Source organism: Micromonospora sp. NPDC049559 (assembly GCF_040676675.1).
Lineage (GTDB): Bacteria > Actinomycetota > Actinomycetes > Mycobacteriales > Micromonosporaceae > JBFAPK01.
The window spans coordinates 45,802-64,294 of the sequence record NZ_JBFAPK010000011.1 but is presented as its reverse complement, the minus strand read 5'-3'; the positions used below and the strand labels follow the sequence as shown (position 1 = coordinate 64,294).

Below are 18,493 nucleotides of genomic sequence, written 5' to 3'. Positions count from 1 at the left end.
GGCACACCGGTGACCGGCGTGGTTCCTGCCCTCGATCGCGGCTCCCGCTTGTGACCCGGCCGCCGGCAGGGTAGGCAGGAGGACGAACACCGTCGATCGAGGGAGGCGCCAATGGTTGGGCGGCACGGCATCGGGATCGGCGCGGCCACGCTCGCGCTGCTCGTCGCGGCACCGGCCGGTACCGCGACCGCGGCGACCGGACCGGGCACGGCCGTACGGCCGGAGCGCACCACCACCGCCAGCGGCTACGGCGGCGCCGTGGCCACCGTGGACCCCGAGGCGACCCGGGTCGGGCTGGAGGTGCTGCGCGGCGGCGGCAACGCGGTCGACGCGGCCGTGGCGGCGGCGGCCACGCTCGGCGTGACCGAACCCTTCTCGGCCGGCATCGGTGGCGGCGGCTTCCTCGTCTACCACGACGCGCGTACCGGCCGGGTCGCCACCATCGACGGCCGCGAGTCGGCGCCCGCCGCGACCCGGTCGGACCACTTCGTCGACCCGGCCACCGGCCGGGCGTACGGCTTCGACGAGGCCCGGGTCAGCGGCCTCTCGGTCGGCGTGCCGGGCACCCTGCCGACCTGGCAGGCCGCGCTGCGCCGGTGGGGGAGCCGCTCGCTGGCCGAGTCGCTGCGCCCGGCGATCCAGGTGGCCGAGCAGGGCTTCCGGGTGGACCCGACCTTCCGCAGCCAGATCAGCGACAACGCGGCGCCGTTCGGGCAGTTCGCCTCGACCAGCCGGCTCTACCTGCCCGGCGGACAGCCGCCGGCCGTCGGTTCGCTCTTCCGCAACCCGGACCTCGCCGACACGTACCGGCTGATCGCGCGCGACGGCGTCGACGCGCTGTACCGGGGGCCGGTCGCCCGGGACATCGTGGCGACCGTACGGCGCCCACCGGTCTCGACGAACCCGACCGGCGCGTGGGCGTACCCGATCCGCCCGGGCGCGATGACCCTGGACGACCTCGCCCGCTACGAGGTCCGCTTTCCCGCCCCGACCCACTCCCGCTACCGGGGCCTCGACGTGTACGGCATGCCGACGCCCTCCAGCGGCGGCTCGACCGTCGGCGAGGCGCTGAACATCCTGGAGCGCTCCGACCTGTCCCGGCTCGACCGGACCCAGGCTCTGCACCGCTACCTCGAGGCGAGCGCGCTCGCCTTCGCCGACCGCAACCGCTACGTCGGCGACGGTACGCCCCGCCGCCTCCTCGACGAGCTGCTCAGCGACGGCTTCGCCGCCGAGCGGGCCTGCCGGATCGACCCGGCCCGGGCGGCGGCGAAGCCGGTGGCCCCCGGTACGCCCGACGGCCGGTACGGCGGCTGCGCGGTCACGGGCGGCGGCGCCTTCGGCGGGTACGAGAACCACACCACGAACCTGACCGTCGCCGACCGCTGGGGCAACGTGGTCGAGTACACCCTCACGATCGAGCAGACCGGCGGCAACGCGATGGTCGTACCGGGCCGGGGATTCCTGCTCAACAACGAGCTGACCGACTTCAACTTCACGCCCACCCAGGGCGACGCGGCCGACCCGAACCTGCCCGCCGCCGGCAAGCGTCCGCGCAGCTCCATGTCCCCGACGATCGTGCTCGCGGGCGGCCGGCCGTACCTGGCGGTCGGCTCGCCCGGCGGTTCGACCATCATCACCACCGTGCTGCAGATCCTGGTCGGCCGAATCGACCTCGGCCTGAGCCTGCCCGACGCCCTGGCGGCGCCCCGGGCCAGCCAGCGCAACACCGCCACGGTGACGGCCGAGCCGGCGTTCGTCTCCTCGCCCGAGGGGGTGGCGCTGGCCGGACTCGGCCACACGTACACCGCCAGCGCCGAGATCGGCGCCGCGACCGGGATCGAGTTCCTGCCCCGGGGCGGGCTGCTCGCGGTGACCGAACCGGTCCGCCGGGGCGGGGGCGCGGCCGGGGTGGTGGTGCCGCGCGGCTGACCGTGTGCGCGCGGCCCGGGCCGTCCCGGCTGTCGAGTCAGCGGGGCGGCCAGTAGACGCCGAGCACGCGGAATCCGTCCGTGGGGCGGTCCGCCTGGCCGACGTAGAAGGCCACGGCCCGGTCCGGGGCGCACATCCGGTACAGGTAGTTGTTCCGCAGCGCCCGCCGCAGCCGGGCGTCCGGCAGCGCGGTCAGCCGGCGCTGCAACGCCAGGAAGTCCCAGTCGACGATCTCGTGCTCGTGCCCCGGGCAGGCGGGGTCGTGGCAGCGGTACCGGTACGCGCCCCGGTAGCGGACCCCGCCCGGCGCCCGGTCCGGCCAGAGCCGCAGCCCGCTGACGTCCCGGGCGCGGATCAGGGCCAGCGACGGCCCGCGCGCCGGGCGGCGCTCCAGCCGGCACATCGAGCCTCCGACGTACGGTTCGAGCCAGCGCCGCCGTGGTTGCCACTGCTTGAGGTGGTGTTCGGTACGCATGCTGTGCAGCAGCGGACGCCAGATCTCCCGGCATCCCAGCCGCCACATCGGCCGGGCCTCGACGCGGACGACGTCGTACGGCCGGAGGCGGTCGAGGCGGCCCCGGTCGTACCCGGCGTCCGGGGCGAGCCGGACCCAGCCGGGCTGCTGCGGGTCGAGGCTGACCCCGATCACCCAGGCGCCGCCGCCCAGGTGCGGCCGTCCGGCCGCCGGTGCCGTCTCGGGCCGCCCCGGTGGCGCCTCGGGCCGCCCCGGTGGCGTCTCGGGTCGCTCCGGCGCGGGCGTCGGGGGCGGCCGGCCGGAGGTAGCCTTCGCCGCCACCAGGAACCGCAGCGTGACCGGGCGGACCCGGTCCGGATCGGACCGGAGCGGGGCCTGGTTCGCTTCGCGCGCCTGTATCGGGAGCACCCGGCATCCTTCCCGGCCCGCGCATGGCGAACGGTGATGATCGACAGCCCGCCGCCGCCGGCGGCACGCGGCTACGAGTCTGGTCCATCCGCCGGGCCGCCGCCCGCCAATGCGGCGACAGGGCGGCAGTCGGGTGTCCGACGATGGCGCTTTCCCGTAATGCGCGGGGCGTACGAGGCCGCCGCTGAGTACGCCGGGTCGGGCCGTACCGTGCCCGGCGGGTCGGGGCGTACGGTACCGCCCGAGCGCCCGGTGCCGGTCGACGTGCGGTCCCGCCGGGTTGGGGGCGCGGGCTGAAGCTCAATCGGGCGGCGGAGCGCTGTTCGCATAGCGGGCGGGTGGAATCGACACGTGACGCCTGAAATGGCGTGTGAAGTGTGCTTGATCGTGGAAGCCGACCTCGGCGGCGACACTGGCAACAGGCTGTCCTTGCAGCAACAGTTTTCGTGCCAGGTCGATACGTGCGCCGATGACGTAGGCGTGCGGGGAGATACGGTAGCGCCGAGTGAAACTGCGGACCAGGTGCGGGATGCTCCGGTCCAGCAGTTCGGCGGCATCGCGTAGGACAGCTTTACCGGTGATGTGTGCGTCCAGATACGCACGGAGCTGGCCGGCGATGAACGGCTCCGGCTCCCGAGCGGTTGGTGCGCGGCGCTGTAGATGCTGCTGCAGTCGCTCCGCGATCAGCGCCAGCCGCGCTTCGACATCCAGCCCTTCGGGTGCGCGGAGGCTGTCGTGCAGCCTGCTGATCGCGGTACGCAGTTGCCGATCACGGAAGGTGGAGGCGTCGACGGCGGGACCGACGAGATCGTGCGGCAGGAAATCACCGTTCAGGTAGAGGTTGCGCTTGTGGAACCGGCCGAAGCGCTCCGACGGGTAGCCGTTGTGGGCTACGCCGGGCGGCAATATGGTGACGGTTTCACCGATCGCGCCGTAATGGCGGGTGTCCAAGTCGTACCGTATGGCCCCGTCGTCGACGATCAGGACGGTCCACGTGTCGTGACAGTGCGTCGGGTAGCGGTAACCGACGATCCGGGCATGGAACACCTCTGATATCCCGGGAACCTTCGGTCGCCAGGCGACGGCCCGGGACGGCTCGGGGACTGGCTCGTCCACATCAACAACGTACAAGACGCCCGGTCGCCGGCCCGGGCAGGCTGGGCGCATGATGATCAACCCGGTCAACCTCGGCGCGGCGCTGGCCTCGTTCGAGCAGATCTACAGCCCCCGGATCGTGGCCCGGATGAACGACTACGACGTCCGGATCGCGCACACCCGTGGCGAGCACGTGTGGCACGTCCACGACGACACCGACGAGTTCTTCCTCGCGCTGGACGGGCAGTTCGACATCGCGCTGCGCGATCCCGACGGTGCGGAGCGGACCGTCAGTCTCCGCACCGGTGACGTTTTCGTGGTCCCGAAGGGCACTCCGCACAAACCGTCCTCGCCCGGCGGGGCCATCCTGATGTTCGAACCGTCCGGCACGTCGACCACCGGTGACCGTCACGACGGCGCGATCCCCGAGCACGTCGACAGTACGACGGGCCACGAACTCACTTGATCCCCGCTGGCCGCCCGGTCAACTCGTCAGCTGGCCGGGCGGCCTCCGGGATGCCCTCTCACCGCAGGTCCGGCTGGAAGACGGCCCGTACGCAGCCGTCGGACTTCTCGCGGAACAGGTCGTACCCGCGCGGCGCCTCGTCCAGCGGCAGCCGGTGCGTCGCCAGGTGCTCGGTGACCAGTTCCCCGCGCCGCATCCGCTCCAGCAGCATCGGGATGTACCGCTGCCCGTGCTGCTGGGCGGCGCGGACGGTCAGCCCCTTGTTCATCGCCGCGCCGAGGGGGAACCGGTCCACGAACCCGGTGAAGACCCCGAGGACGAAGACGCTGCCGCCCTTGCGGCAGGACTGGATCGCCTCGCGTACCGCCACCGCCCGGTCGGGCCCGATCCGCAGCCGCCGCGTCACCCGGTCGCCCACCCGGTCGGGCGTCGGGCGCGGGGCGGAGTCGGACGCCGCCATGCCGACCGCCTCGATGCAGACGTCCGGCCCGCGCCCGCCGGTACGCTCCCGCAGCTCCGCGCCGACGTCGGTCTCCGCGTAGTTGATCGTCTCGGCGCCGGCGTGCCGTTCGGCCATGCGCAGCCGGTAGTCGTACCGGTCGATCCCGATCACCCGTTCGGCGCCCAGGAGCGTCGCGGCCCGGGCAGCGAGCTGCCCCACCGCGCCGCAGCCCCAGACCGCCACCACGTCACCTGGTCGCACGTCGCCCAGCTCCGCCCCCATCCAGCCGGTCGGCGCCGAGTCGGAGGCGAAGACCGCCCGGTCGTCGCTGACCTCGTCCGGCACCGTGAACGCCCCCTGGTCGGCGTAGGGCACCCGGATGTACTCGGCGTGGCTGCCGGCGAAGCCGCCCATCGCGTGCGAGTAGCCGTAGCAGCCGCCCGGCGCGTACCCCCAGGCGAACTCGGTGACGGCGGGGTTGGTGCTGCCGTTGTCGCAGCAGGAGAAGAGGCCCCGCCGGCAGTACCAGCACCGCCCGCAGGCGACGAACGAGCAGACCACCACCCGGTCGCCGACCGCGTGCCGGCGCACCTCCGGACCGACCTCCACCACCTCGCCCAGGAACTCGTGCCCGAGCACGTCACCGGACTGCATGAACGGGATGTGCCCGCCGAGCAGGTGCAGATCCGAACCGCAGGTCGCCGACCGGCGTACCCGCACGATCATGTCCTGCGCGTTGCGGATCTCGGGGTCCGGGACCTCCTCGACCGCCAGCCCGTTCGCGCCCTCCCAGCACAGGGCCCTCATCGTCGACCGGCCCCCCTCCGGGCCGTGGCCGCCCTCACCGCGTTCCCTCGCCGTCCGGGGACCGCTCGACGACCGGCTCCGGCGGGCCCTCCAGCGGGTTCTCCAGCGGCTGGTCGAGCGGGCGGTCCGGCGCGGCGCGGTGCCCGGTCGAGGGGTGGTCGGGCCGGCGGTCGCGGGAATAGTCGAGCGGGCGGTCCGGCGCGGCGCGGCGGCCGGTCACCGGGCGGTCGAGCGGACGGTCGAGCGAATAGTCGGGCGGGCGGTCCAGCGGACGGTTCAGCCCGGCGCGGCGGCCGGCCGCGGGCCGGTCCGGGCGGAGCAGCTCACCCGTCTCGGCGAGCTGCTTGCTCTGCCGCAGCGACTCGCGTACCACCAGCCGCGGGTCGTCGCCGGTGACGTGGGCGGCCATGCCGGTGAGCCGGTTGCCGTCGCCCCGCAGCCGGGCGGCCAGCTCCGTGCCGCGGTCGCCCGGAGCGGGGCGTACCCGTACCTCCACGCCGTCACCGAGCCGGGCCAGCGGTTCCGGCAGCCGGCCGTCGACCAGCACCTCCTCGCGCGGCCGGTGCACCGTCACCACCTGCCAGCGGCGGACGTCCGGATCGGCCGAGTCGATCTCCGGCCAGTCGTCGGCGGCGCGCCGGGCGAACGCCCGCCGGACGGCGACCCCGCCGGCGGTGAGCGCCGCCGCGGCCGCCGCGGTCCTGTGCACCCAGCTCACCCCGGCATCGTCGGGCCGCCCCGGGTGAACCCGGCTCCCCCCGAAGGGGTGAAGCCCGCCGCGCCGGGTATGCCGCCGCCGGACCAAGGATTCTCTTGTCCGTGGGGGGAGGGACGGATGCCCGAGGAGCGGCTGCCGGACGGCGTGATCGCGCGCCCCCGGCTCGTCGAGCTGCTCGACAGCGGCGTCGCCGGCCCGGTCACGCTGGTCAGCGCGCCGGCCGGCTGGGGCAAGACGACCCTGCTCGGCTCCTGGTACCGGACCCGCGAACGCGCCGGCGGCCACGCCTGGGTGTCGGTCGAGCCCGGCGACTCCGGGGGCCGGCTCTGGTCGTACCTGCGGGCGGCGCTGGCGCCCCTCGTCCCGCTGCCCGCCCCGGACACGCGCCCGGCCGGTCCCGAGACGCGGCCCGAGCGGGCCCTGCTCGACCGGCTCGCCGCCGTGCTCGCCCGCCGGCCCGAACCGGCCGTCCTCGTCCTCGACGACCTGCACCGGATCACCGAACCCGACGCGCTCGACGCCCTGGCGTACCTGCTGCGGCACTCCGGTGGGCGGCTCCGGCTGGTCATCGGCGCGCGCGGCGAGCCGGCGCTGGGGCTGGCCCGCCGCCGGCTCAGCGGCGAGCTGACCGAGCTGCGCGCCGCCGAGCTGGCGTTCACCGAGGAGGAGGCGGCCGAGCTGCTGGCCGGCCAGGGGCTGGCACTGCCCGCGGCCCGGGTACGCGAGCTGTGCGCCCGTACCGAGGGGTGGCCGGCCGGGCTGCGGCTCGCCGCGCTCGCGGCGCGCCACCATCCCGATCCGGCGCGCCTCGTCGAGGAGTTCACCGGCGACCACCCCGCCGTCGCCGACTACCTGACCGAGGAGGTGCTGGCCGGGCTGGACGGCGAGGCGCGCGAGGCGCTGTGGCGGGCCGGCCTGGTCGAGTCGGTGTCGGGGGAGCTGCTCGGCGCGCTGAGCGACCGTACGGACGGCGAGAGCCTCCTGAGCGTGCTGGAACGGAACACCGGCTTTCTCGTGGCGCTCGGTACCCGGCCACCGGCGTACCGCTGCCACCGGATGCTCGGCGAGCTGCTGCGGGCCCAGTTGCGCCAGCGCCCCGCCGCCGAGCTGCGGGAACTGCACCGGCGGGCGGCCGGCTGGTACGCCGGGCACGCGCTGCCCGCGCCCGCGCTGCGGCACGCGCTCGCCGCCGGCGACTGGGCGTTGGCGGGTACCGTCCTGACGGCCGGCTGGCCGGAGCTGCTGCCGTACGCCGAACCCGCCCGCGCGGACGCGCCCGTCGCGCCCACGGCGCCGCCCCCGCCCGAGGCGGTACGGGCCGCGCCGGAGCTGGCACTGGCCTGCGCGGCGGAGCGGCTGGACCGGTACGACCTGTCGGGCGCCACGGCGTACCTGCGGCTGGTCGCCGAGGGGGAACGGCGGGTCGACGGCGCGCGGCGGCAGCGTCTCGCGCTGGTCGCCACGGCCCTGCGCCTCGCCGGGGCCCGGCTGGCCGGGGACGGGGCGGCGGTCCGCGCGACGGCGGCCCGGCTGCGGGCGCTCGGCGAGCCGGTCGGGGCCCCGGCTCCCGGGCCGGGCGGCTGGTCGGAGACTCCCGGGGCGGCGGCCGGCCTCCCGGCCCCGGCCCGGGGCGGCGCCGAGGCGGCGCCGCCGGGCGCCGGCGGCCCGGAGGTCGCCGTGCTGCCGGGCGCGCCGGGGGCGGCCGAGGCGCCGGGGCTGCCCGACGCGGTCGGGGCCCGCGTGGTCGCCCGTGCCCTGCTCGGCGCGGCCCTGCTCGACGAGGGCGACCTGACCGGCGCCGAGGCCGAGCTGGCCCTCGGCCTGGCCGAGGCGGAACCGGCCGGGCTGGCCCGGGCCACGCTCGCCTGCGCGGCCCGGCTCGCGCTCGTCCGCGCGGCGCGGGGCCGGCTGGGCTCGGCCGAGGAGACCGCCCGGGTGGCGCTGGCGGCGGTGTCGAGGACCGACCCGGAGCCGCGCGACCGCGCGTACGCGTACCTGGCCCTGGCGACCGTGGCGCTGCACCGGGACCGGAACGCGGAGGCCCGCGCGCACCTGGAGCTGGCCACCGGCCGTTACGGCGCGGCCCGCGAGGCGCCGGTCGAGGCGGCGCTCGCCGCCCTGGTCCGCGCCCAACTGCTGCGCGACCAGGGTGATCTGGCGGGTGGCCACCAGCTCCTGCTGGCCGCCCGCCGGGGGCTGGCCGGGTGCGGGCGCGCCGCCGAGCTGGCCGGCTGGCTGCTCGCCGCCGAGGCCGACCTGCGCACCGCGCACGGGGACACGGACGGCGCCCGCGAGCTGCTGGGCCCGGCGCTGGAGGAGGCGGTACCGCCGACCGAGCCGCTGGCCGTCGCGCTGTCCCGGGCCCACCTGCGCGCGGGCGACCCGCACGCCGCCGCCCGGGTCCTGCCGGACTGGCAGGGGCCGCGCGCGGGGGACTGGCCGCTGCCGGTACGACTGGAGGCGGGGTTGCTGGACGCGGTGACCGCCCAGCGGGCCGGGGACGGCCGGCGGGCCGCCCGCACCCTGGAGCGGGTGCTGGAGCTGGCCGAGCCGGAGGGTTTCCGGCGCTTCCTCACCCGGGCCGAGCCCTCCGCCCGCGACCTGCTCGCCGCGCACCTGGACTCGGGGACCGCGCACTGGCCGACGCTGAGCCAGCTGGTCGAGGCGAGCGGGGAGCGGGCCGGGCCGGCGGGCGGCGCCTCGCCGCTGCTGGGTGAGCCGCTGACCGAGCGGGAGCTGACCATCCTGCGCTACCTGCAGAGCATCCTCTCCAACGTGGAGATCGCGAGCGAACTCTCGCTCTCGGTCAACACGGTGAAGACGCACGTGCGCAACATCTACCGGAAGCTGGACGCCACCCGGCGGCGGGAGGCGGTGCGCCGGGCCCGCGAACTCCGGCTCCTCTGACCCGGCCGCGCCGGGCCGTCGAGGTGGGCCGCGCGCCCCGCGCCGCAGGTCGAGCCGTGCCGCGCGTCACGGCGGGCCGCGTGCCGGGCCGCGCGGCGTCAGGTGCCGGCGGCCGCGTCGACCGAGGCGAGCAGCTCCGCCACGGCGTACGAGCCGTCGTGCCGGACGCCGTTGACGAAGAAGGTCGGGATGCCGTTCACGCCGCTGCGGATGCCGCCGACGAAGTCGCGCCGCACCCGGTCCAGGTGCCGGTGCGCCCGCACCTCCTCGCCGATCGGGTCGACCGGCAGGCCGAGCTGCTGCACCCCGAGCGACAGGTGCACCGGGTCGAGCTGGTCCTGGTGTTCGAAGAGCCAGTCGTGCATCTCCCAGAACCGGTCCCGGGCGCCGGCCGCCTCGGAGACCTCGGCCGCGCTCTCCGCGTACGGGTGCACGTTGACGATGGGGAAGTGGCGGAAGACCAACCGTACGGTCGTCCCGCGCTGGCGGAGCACCTCGCGCACGCTGGCGTACGCGGCACCGCAGTGCGGGCACTGGAAGTCGCCGTACTCGACGAGCGTGACCGCGGCGTCCGCCGGGCCGCGGATGTGGTCCTCGTCGGTCACCGGCACGCGCAACCGACTGACCGTCACCTGGAGCGGGGTGGTCATGAAGGTCATCGTCGTCCGCCGGGGGGTGAGCGGTGGTCACCCCGTACGGGTGGTTCCCGCCGCGTCGACCGGCGCCACGCCCGGCCGGTACCGGTAGGTGGCCTCCCGGACGGTCGCGTCGCTCTCCAGCGCCACGCCGAGCGCCCCGCCGGCGGTCGCCAGCGCGCTGGCCAGCCAGCCCAGCATGATCTGGTCGACGGCACCGGCGTGATGGTTGGTCTTCTCGCTCAGCAGCTCCGCCGGTACCAGCAGCAGCGAGCCGATCACCGTGAGGACCCAGAGCACCAGGTACAGCGCCACCACGCCCAGCAGCACGGTGAGCACCGTGGCCACGTTGAAGAGCACGGCCTGTTCCCGCGCCGGTGACCGGGCGGGCGCACCGGGCGGCACCCGTTCCAGCAGGCCGGCGCCGAGCAGGATGGTCAGCGTCAACGCGACCACCGAGCCGACCGCCAGCAGCACCATCCGGGCCGCGCCGAGCGGGCCGGCCAGCTCCCAGATGTCGACGGTGACCAGGGCGAAGACGCCGGTCGCGAAGGCGGCGACCAGGGCGCGGGGCAGCCGTGACGCCAGCCGCCACGGCCGGTTGGCGCGCAGCACGCCGGCCAGCAGCCGCCGCTTGCCTCCGATCACGGCGCCGACCAGCCCGAGCCCGTGCCGGTCCGCCGGTACCCGGGTACCGATCTCGCGCAGCCGCCGGTCGGCGACCCGGCGCCGCGCCTCCGCCATGCCCGTCCGCGCCTCCGCCGTGCCCGTCCGCGCCTCCGCCGTGCCCGTCCGCGCCTCCGCCGTGCCCGTCCGCGCCTCCGCCGTGCCCGTCCGCGGCTCCGTCCGGTCCGCGTCGCCGGTCAGCGCGGCGACCAGCCGCGCCAGCTCGCCCGGGGCCCGCCGGGTGAGGGCGACCGGACCGAGGGCGGGCAGCGAGAGCACCGCCACCCCGTGGCTGACGCTGGCGTGGGCCACGACCGGGCGGCGGCCGGTCCGCAGCGGCAGGTCGGTCAGGCAGACGGCCAGGTTCCAACCCTCGGCGAGCAGCCGCTGGCGGACGGCGTCGATCACCTGGGCCAGCTCGGTCGGCGCGCCGGTGGGCCGCTCGGTGAGGACCCGTACGGCCCACCGTACGCCCGGCAGACGGGCCCGGAGCAGCTCCGTCAGCTCGGTCCCGACCTGTCCGGCCAGCTCGCCGGCGGGTCCGGGCGACGCGACGACGCCGACGACGACCTCGGGTTCCGGTTCGGCCGCGCCGGTCACAGCCGCACCGTGATGTGGTTGTGCACGGTGGTGATGCCCGGCGCGGACCAGGCGACCCGCTCCGCCTCCTCCCGTTCGAGCCAGGAGCGGACCGTGCCGGCCAGCACGATGGTCTCGTCCCGCACCTCGATCTCGATCCCCTGGGCGTCGGTCTCGACGCTGCGCACCAGCGCGCTCTCGATCCGGTGCCGCAGCTCGTCCGGGTCCGGGCGCGACCGCGGCCGGACCGTGATCCCGTTGGTCACCCCGCGTACGGCGGTGAGCTGGCAGACCGAGCGCTCGGCGGCGCGCCGCTGGTACTCCCACTCGACGTTGCCGCGCAGCACCACCCAGGCGTTCGAGACGGTCACGTCGATGTCGCCGACCGGTACGAAGGCATCCCACTCCAGCGCCCGGGTGGCCGCGACCGCGATGTCCGGGTCGGTACGCGCCTCGCCGCTGGGCAACCGCACCTCGACGTCGTTGGCGACCGCCCGGACCCGGTTGACCCGGTGCGCGGCCCGCTCCGCCGCCCACTTCTTCGCGTAGTTGTCCACCCAGCCGGTGAGGGTGACCACGCCCTCCTCGACCAGGACGCCGATCTCGTTCGGCTGCAGCCGGGCCTCCCAGCTCAGCTCGTCGAGCACGTCCTGCTGGATGTCCTGGTCGCTGCGGGTGACTGTCGCCGTGGTGGCCATCGGTCGTTCCTCCCCGGAGTCGGCGTTCGTGCCGGGTCGCCCGACCGCCCGGTACCGGGACCGGGCCCGCCGGCTGTCCCGTCCGAGCCCGATGCTCCGTCGGTACCGGATGAGCCCCCCTCACCCGAGGCGGATGAGCCGTACCGTTGCGGCGGCGTGACAGGCGCCGAAGACATAGGGGATCATCCAAGTCTGACCGGACCCGCCGGGCTCGACCGGCGGCCGGTCTCCGGACCCGGTACGGCCAAGAGGACGGCGATGACGACGGAGCAGGACGCCCCGCCGGTGCGGCAGGGCGACGCGACCGAGGCGGAGGCCCCGCGCGGGCGTACCCGGCCGCTGGCGGCGGTGCTGCGCGTGGCGCGGCACGAATGGACCCTCGCCGTGCTCGGCGGGCTGCTGCTGGCCGTGGTGCTCACCTGGCCGACGCTGCGCGACCCCACCCGTACGCTGCCGCAGGACATCGGCGACCCGGTGCTCCAGGCGTGGCAGGTCGCCTGGGGCGGGCACGCCCTGCTGACCCAGCCGGGGCACCTCTGGGACTCCAACACGTTCTTTCCCGAGCCGTACACGTACGCGTACTCGGACACCCTGCTCGGGTACGCCCTGGCCGGCATGATCGGGTCCGGCCCCGAGGCGGCCGTGCTGCGCTACAACATCCTGTACGTGCTGGTGCACGCGCTCGCGTTCGTCGGGGCGTACGCGCTGGCCCGCCAGCTCGGGGCGAACCGGATCGGGGCGGCGGTGGCCGGGGCGGGCTTCGCCTACGCGCCGTGGCGGCTGGCGCAGGCCGGGCACCTGCACGTGCTCTCCGTCGGGGGGATCGCGCTCGCGCTGGCGATGCTCGCCCGGGGCCACGGCTGGTCGCTGCGGTACGGCTACCGGCCGCACCGACGCCGGCCCGGCTGGGCCCTCTCCGGCTGGCTCGTGGCGGCCTGGCAGATCACCCTCGGCTTCGGCATCGGGCTGCCGTTCGGGTACGCCCTCGGGCTGCTCTGCCTCGGCGCGGCGGTCGGGTACGGCTGGTCGTGGTGGCGTCGTCGGGCCCGGCCCCCGTTCGGTGGCCGGCTCCTCGCCGCCGACCTCGGCGGCGGCGCGATCTTCGCGGCCGTGACCCTCTTCATGGCCCGCCCCTACCTGGAGGTGGTGGCCCGCTTCCCGGAGGGCCGGCGGACCCTGGAGCAGGTGGAGATGTTCTCCCCGCCGCTGCGCGGCTTCTTCACCGCACCGCCCGAGTCGTGGCTCTGGGGCGAGCGGCACGCGGCGGCGCGGGAGACCCTCTCGTTCCCGGGGGAGATGACGCTGCTGCCCGGGGTGGTGCTGATCGGGCTCGCCTGCACCGGCCTTTTCTTCTCCGCCTGGCGGGTGTGGCACCGGGTGCTGCTCACCGCGGGCGTGCTGGTCAGCGTCGCGCTCGCCTCCGGTACCGAGTTCGCCGACCACGGTGCGCCCGGCTACGCGACGCTGGTGCGGTACGCGCCGGGCTGGGACGCGATCCGCACGCCCGGCCGGCTCGTGCTCTGGACCACGCTGCTGCTCGGCATCCTGGCGGCCGGCGCGCTGACCCGCTCCGACCCGCGGCCCGCCGCCGCTCCGGCGTCCGGGGACACCCCGGTACCCGCGGCCGGTCCGGCATCGGCGGACACCCCGGACCCGGCGGACGCTCGGGCATCGGGCGGCGCTGCGGCATCGGCGGACGCTCGGGCATCGGGCGGCGCTGCGGCATCGGCGGACGCTCGGGCATCGGGCGGCGCTGCGGCATCGGCGGACGCTGCGGCGCCGGCCGTACCTCGGCAGGCCGGTGCGGTGGACGACGCACCGGGGTCCGCCGCCGGCCCGGGCGGGTCCGCCGGTACGTCGCCCCGCACCGGCTGGCTGCTCCGGCTCGCGGCGATCATCCCGTTGGCCCTGGTGATCGTCGAGGGTGTCAACACCACGCCGCACCCGCAGGTGCTGCCGCAGCCGGCGGCGCTGCGCGGGGCGGCCGGCCCGCTGCTGGTGCTGCCGAGCGACGGCCTGCTGGAGTTCAGCGTGATGCTCTGGGCCACCGACGGCTTCCCGAAGATGGTCAACGGGCTCGCCTCCTTCACCCCCGCGTCGCAGGCACAGACCAGGGCCGCGACGACCTCCTTCCCGGACTCCGCCAGCGTCGCGTACCTGCGGCAGCTCGGCATCCGGACAGTCATCGTGTTACCGGGGTACGCCGCGGGGAGCCCATGGCAGGATGTGGTGAACCGGCCGGTGGACGGACTCGGCATCCGTCGTGAGGTGATCGCCGACGCGGTGGTGTTCCGGCTCGACTGACCGCCACCCGTACCCCCGCCGCCGGTGGTCAACCTGGTGCGATGCCGGAGAGGTGTGGCGATGGACCGGCAGGCGGCGGCGCTGTTCGGCGGCATCGTGGCGGTGGGCCTCGGCCCGGCCGTCTGGCTGGGCGGGACGCTGGCGCGCTCCGATCGCCCGCCCACACCGGTACCGCACGTGACGTGGCAGGTGCCCGCCTCGCCGAGCGCCGACGGCGCCGGACGGCAGCTGCCCGAGCCACCGCCGGCCCTGGTCGGCGGCGTCTCCGGCGAGGGAGCGGGCCCGGTGCCGACCGGCACCGGCGCGGAACGCACGCACCGGCCGAGCCCGTCGGTGTCCCCGTCCGGTATGCCCACGACCGGTCCCACCACCGCGCCGCCCTCGCCCACGGCCCGGCCCAGCTTCCCGCCGCTGCTGCCCCCGATCATCCGGCGCTGACCGGGTCGGGGGCCGGGCGTCCCGTCCCGTTCCCGCCTTTGTTGGGAACGGCAACTATTGACAGCGTGCACGCACGTGTGTGAATGTCTGCCTGTGACCGGTGTGGGAGCCGGTACGACCATCCGGTAGCGCCACCGGGCCGCACCGCCGCGCGGGCACGTTCCGGGTACGCCACCTGGGTACGCCACCCGGGAGCGCCGCCATTTCGGAAGCGCCAATCGGGAGCGTCAATCGGGAGCACGGGCAGCTCCCGACGGGACCGCCCGGACGTCGCCGCGACACGCGGCCACCTCCCCGTGGCCGGTGATCCTCCTGCTCCGGTAACCCCCCTCCGGTGAACCCCCTCCGGCGGAGCTCCGCGCCCGGCCGGCCCGCGCCGGGCCGTGCCCGGTGGGGCGCGCCCGCCGCATCCCGTACCCCCACCGCACTCCCAACCCCGCCACCTCCGCGCACCGCGTACCTGCGAGAGGAAGCCGTACATGCGCAAGAGCCTCAGCAGCGCCCTCGCCGCCGTCCTGGTCGCCGGCGCCATGGCCGTCGCCGGCCAGACGGTCCTCAGTCCACGCACGGCCCCCGCCGAGGCCGCCGCCTCCGAGCCGTACTCCTGGAAGAACGTCCGGATCGACGGCGGCGGCTTCGTACCGGGCATCGTCTTCAACCCCACCGAACGAAACCTGATCTACGCGCGTACCGACATCGGTGGCGCGTACCGCTGGGAGCAGAGCAGCCAGTCCTGGACGCCGCTGTTCGACTGGGTCGGCTGGGACCGCTGGGGCTGGAACGGCGTGCTCAGCATCGCCACCGACCCGGTGCAGACCAACCGGGTCTACGCGGCGGTCGGGATGTACACCAACAGTTGGGACCCGAACAACGGGGCCATCCTGCGCTCCACCGACAAGGGCGCGAACTGGCAGGCCACGCCGCTGCCCTTCAAGGTCGGCGGCAACATGCCGGGGCGCGGGCAGGGGGAGCGGCTGGCGGTGGACCCGAACCGCAACAGCGTGCTCTACTTCGGCGCCGAGGACGGCAACGGCCTCTGGCGCAGTACCGACTACGGCGTCACCTGGGCGAAGGTGACCAACTTCCCCAACGTCGGCAACTACGCCCAGGACCCGAACGACAGCAACGGCTACCTCAACCACAACCAGGGCGTCACCTGGGTCACCTTCGACAAGAGCACCGGTACCGCGGGCAACACCACCCAGACCATCTACGTCGGCGTCGCGGACAAGCAGAACCCGGTGTACCGCAGCACCAACGGCGGTACCACCTGGGAGCGGATCGCCGGCCAGCCGACCGGGTACCTCGCGCACAAGGGCGTGGTGGACCCCGTGGGCGGGTACCTCTACCTCGCCACGAGCGACACCGGTGGCCCGTACGACGGGGCCAAGGGGGACGTCTGGAAGTTCAACCGGGCCACCGGGGCGTGGACCCAGATCAGCCCGATCCCGTCCAGCAGCGCCGACGACTACTTCGGCTACAGCGGGCTGACGATCGACCGGCAGAACCCGAACACCATCATGGTCGCCACCCAGGTCTCCTGGTGGCCGGACGCGATCTTCTTCCGCAGCCTGGACGGCGGCGCCACCTGGACCCGCATCTGGGACTGGGCCGCCTATCCCGAGCGGACCACGCGCTACACGATGGACATCGGCTCGGTGCCGTGGCTGACCTTCGGCGGCAATCCGGCGCCGCCGGAGACCGCGCCGAAGCTGGGCTGGATGAACGAGTCGGTGGAGATCGACCCGTTCGACTCGAACCGCCTGATGTACGGCACCGGCGCCACCATCTACGGCACCACGAACCTCAAGAACTGGGACTCCGGCGGCAAGGTCACCATTCGGCCGATGGTGAAGGGGCTGGAGGAGACCGCCGTCCTCGACCTGGTCAGCCCGCCGAGCGGCGCCCCGCTGGTCAGCGCGCTCGGTGACATCGGCGGGTTCCGGCACACCAACCTCGACGCCGTACCGCCGATGATGTTCACCCAGCCGGTCTTCACCAGCACGACCAGCCTCGACTTCGCCGAGGCGAACCCGAGCATCATGGTCCGGGCCGGCAACTTCACCGACGCGGACCGGCCCGGCGACAGTCACGTCGCCTTCTCCACCGACGGCGGGGCCAACTGGTTCCAGAGCACCGAGCCGAGCGGCGTCAACAACGGCGGTACGGTCGCCGCGGCGGCCAACGGCAGCCGCTTCGTCTGGGCCCCGGGCGACTCCGGTCAACCGGTCGTCTACTCGGTCGGCTACGGCAACTCGTGGACCCAGTCCACCGGCATTCCGGCGAACGCCAGGGTGGAGGCGGACCGGGTCAACCCGAACCGCTTCTACGGGTTCAGCGGCGGGCGGTTCTACGTCAGCACCAACGGCGGGGCCAGCTTCACCGCCACCGCCGCGACCGGCCTGCCCAGCGCCGGGACCGTGCACGTCAAGCCGCTGCCCGGGGTCGAGGGGGAGATCTGGCTGGCCGGTGGGGACTCGGCCGGCACGTCGGGCATCTGGCGCTCCACCAACGGCGGTACCAGCTTCACCCGGCTCGGCAACGTCAGCGCCGCCGTGAACGTCGGCTTCGGCAAGGCGGCGCCGGGCCAGACGTACCCCGCGCTCTTCGCGGTCGCCACCGTCGACGGCAAGGCCGGCGTGTACCGCTCCGACAACGCCGGCGCCGCCTGGGTACGGATCAACGACGACAAGCACCAGTACGGCAACGCGGGCGAGGCGATCACCGGCGACCCGCGGATCTACGGGCGGGTGTACCTCGGTACCAACGGTCGGGGCGTGCTCTACGCCGACCGGCTGAGCGGGCCGACCGGCGGACCGACGACCGTACCGCCGACGACCGCGCCCCCGACGACGGCGCCGCCGACCACCGCCCCGCCCACGACCGCGCCACCCACCACGGCGCCGCCCACGAGCCCGCCGGCGGGCGGCTGCTCGGCGACGTACCGGATCACCGGCTCCTGGCAGGGTGGCTTCCAGGCCGAGGTCACGGTGCGCAACACCGGCTCGACGGCGATGACCGGCTGGACGGCGGGCTGGACCTTCGCCAACGGCCAGACCGTCAGCCAGGTCTGGGGCGGCACGCACACGCAGAACGGCGCGGTCGTCGCCGTGCGCAACGTGTCGTACAACGGCAACCTCGCCCCGAACGCGACCACGACGTTCGGCTTCCTCGGCACCTGGACCGGCACCAACTCGGTACCGGCACCGGTGAGCTGCACGCGGAGCTGAGGCCCGGGGTTCCGGACTCAGGGCACGGGGGCCGCCACGCTCAGAGCGCGGGGCCCGCAGCCTCATGGCACGGGGCCGCCACCCCGGGTTAGGGGTGGCGGCCCCCGCCGCCTCGCCGGTGTGCTCAGTGGGCCCGGTCGGCCGCGACCGACGAGTTCGCCCGGCCCAGCGGCATGGGCGAGTCGGCCCGGTCCATCTCGACGAACTCGATCGAGTCGGTCGAGTCGGTCCGGGCCGCCTCCTCGCGTCGCGCGGCGGCCGCGCGGGCGGCGGTGCCCGCCGCCCAGCCGATCGCGGCACCGGCCAGGCCGGCCCCGATCAGCCAGGCCCAGGGCAGGCCGGGGCGCCGACCCGCGAGGGCGTCGAACGCGTTGCGGGCCCGCTGCCAGGCCTCCTCGGCGGCCGAGCCGACCAGGTCGCCGGCCTCGTCCGTGAGGTGGGAGGTGCCGCGCTTGGCAGAGCGGACGGCGCCGACCGTGGTGCTGCGGGCGGCGTCCCCGGCCGAACTCACCGCCGACATTAGATGTGCCCAGGCCTGGTCGGCGATCCGTTCCGGTTTGCTCCTGCGGTCGAGCAGGTTGGTTCCGAACATTCGCTACCTCCTCGGATGCCGAACGCCACTTCGGACAGAGGCTCTGTTCGGCGCGGTTGCGGGTTGCTACCTCCGAGGTGCCCGGAGAGCATTCCCGGCAA

The 18,493-nt window shown here is 75.1% G+C and carries 13 protein-coding genes and 1 pseudogene; 6 read left to right on the top strand and 8 right to left on the bottom strand.

The genetic code is table 11. The features are described from left to right. Positions 1-111: 111 nt before the first annotated feature. Positions 112-1,932 (top strand): gamma-glutamyltransferase, encoded by a 1,821-nt coding sequence (gene ggt, locus AB0J86_RS14970; RefSeq protein ID WP_363857245.1) that lies wholly within the window; start codon positions 112-114, stop codon positions 1,930-1,932. 37 nt (positions 1,933-1,969) lie between these two features. On the opposite strand, the gene AB0J86_RS14965 is transcribed toward ggt, so the two are convergent. Both AB0J86_RS14965 and AB0J86_RS14960 read right to left on the bottom strand, forming a co-directional pair. Continuing rightward, the gene (locus tag AB0J86_RS14965; RefSeq protein WP_363857243.1) at positions 1,970-2,815 is read right to left on the bottom strand and encodes a hypothetical protein; all 846 of its coding nucleotides are present in this window, start codon (positions 2,813-2,815) and stop codon (positions 1,970-1,972) included. Between the two features lie 300 nt (positions 2,816-3,115). After that, on the bottom strand, positions 3,116-3,931 hold the full coding sequence (locus tag AB0J86_RS14960; RefSeq protein WP_363857241.1) for an AraC family transcriptional regulator: 816 nt from the start codon (positions 3,929-3,931) through the stop codon (positions 3,116-3,118). Between the two features lie 49 nt (positions 3,932-3,980). Between AB0J86_RS14960 and AB0J86_RS14955 the strand changes: the two genes are divergently transcribed. Next, positions 3,981-4,376 (top strand): cupin domain-containing protein, encoded by a 396-nt coding sequence (locus tag AB0J86_RS14955; RefSeq protein WP_363857239.1) that lies wholly within the window; start codon positions 3,981-3,983, stop codon positions 4,374-4,376. A 58-nt stretch (positions 4,377-4,434) separates the two neighbouring features. On the opposite strand, the gene AB0J86_RS14950 is transcribed toward AB0J86_RS14955, so the two are convergent. Together AB0J86_RS14950 and AB0J86_RS14945 are read right to left on the bottom strand one after the other, a co-directional pair. Then, positions 4,435-5,625, bottom strand: a complete 1,191-nt coding sequence (locus tag AB0J86_RS14950; RefSeq protein WP_363857237.1) for a zinc-dependent alcohol dehydrogenase — start codon at positions 5,623-5,625, stop codon at positions 4,435-4,437. A 304-nt stretch (positions 5,626-5,929) separates the two neighbouring features. Further along, positions 5,930-6,238 (bottom strand): annotated as a pseudogene (locus AB0J86_RS14945) (hypothetical protein); the annotation flags it as partial. Positions 6,239-6,460: 222 nt separating this feature from the next. Between AB0J86_RS14945 and AB0J86_RS14940 the strand changes: the two are divergent. Then, the gene (locus tag AB0J86_RS14940) at positions 6,461-9,250 is read left to right on the top strand and encodes a LuxR C-terminal-related transcriptional regulator (RefSeq protein WP_363857235.1); all 2,790 of its coding nucleotides are present in this window, start codon (positions 6,461-6,463) and stop codon (positions 9,248-9,250) included. A gap of 98 nt (positions 9,251-9,348) precedes the next feature. Here the strand turns inward: AB0J86_RS14940 and AB0J86_RS14935 are convergent, their stop codons facing one another. The 3 genes from AB0J86_RS14935 to AB0J86_RS14925 are packed head-to-tail and all read right to left on the bottom strand — an operon-like array spanning position 9,349 to position 11,828. Further along, positions 9,349-9,900 carry a DsbA family protein gene (locus AB0J86_RS14935; RefSeq protein WP_363857233.1) on the bottom strand — a complete coding sequence of 184 codons (552 nt, stop codon included), beginning with the start codon at positions 9,898-9,900 and terminating at the stop codon, positions 9,349-9,351. A 36-nt stretch (positions 9,901-9,936) separates the two neighbouring features. Next, positions 9,937-11,151 (bottom strand): hypothetical protein, encoded by a 1,215-nt coding sequence (locus tag AB0J86_RS14930; RefSeq protein ID WP_363857231.1) that lies wholly within the window; start codon positions 11,149-11,151, stop codon positions 9,937-9,939. Further along, positions 11,148-11,828: a BON domain-containing protein gene (locus AB0J86_RS14925; RefSeq protein ID WP_363857229.1), complete on the bottom strand. Its 681-nt coding sequence runs from the start codon at positions 11,826-11,828 to the stop codon at positions 11,148-11,150. Before AB0J86_RS14925 ends, AB0J86_RS14930 begins: the two co-directional genes overlap by 4 nt. Positions 11,829-12,086: 258 nt before the next feature. On the opposite strand from AB0J86_RS14925, the gene AB0J86_RS14920 reads away from it, so the two are divergent. The 3 genes from AB0J86_RS14920 to AB0J86_RS14910 all read left to right on the top strand — a co-directional run bounded on the left by AB0J86_RS14920 (position 12,087) and on the right by AB0J86_RS14910 (position 17,800). Then, entirely contained in the window at positions 12,087-14,132 is a 2,046-nt protein-coding gene (locus AB0J86_RS14920; RefSeq protein ID WP_363857227.1) for a hypothetical protein, read from the top strand. 60 nt (positions 14,133-14,192) lie between these two features. Next, positions 14,193-14,570, top strand: a complete 378-nt coding sequence (locus AB0J86_RS14915) for a hypothetical protein (RefSeq protein ID WP_363857225.1) — start codon at positions 14,193-14,195, stop codon at positions 14,568-14,570. A 479-nt stretch (positions 14,571-15,049) separates the two neighbouring features. Continuing rightward, on the top strand, positions 15,050-17,800 hold the full coding sequence (locus AB0J86_RS14910; RefSeq protein WP_363857223.1) for a cellulose binding domain-containing protein: 2,751 nt from the start codon (positions 15,050-15,052) through the stop codon (positions 17,798-17,800). Between the two features lie 124 nt (positions 17,801-17,924). On the opposite strand, the gene AB0J86_RS14905 is transcribed toward AB0J86_RS14910, so the two are convergent. Beyond that, entirely contained in the window at positions 17,925-18,392 is a 468-nt protein-coding gene (locus AB0J86_RS14905) for a hypothetical protein (RefSeq protein ID WP_363857221.1), read from the bottom strand. Positions 18,393-18,493: the final 101 nt, after the last annotated feature.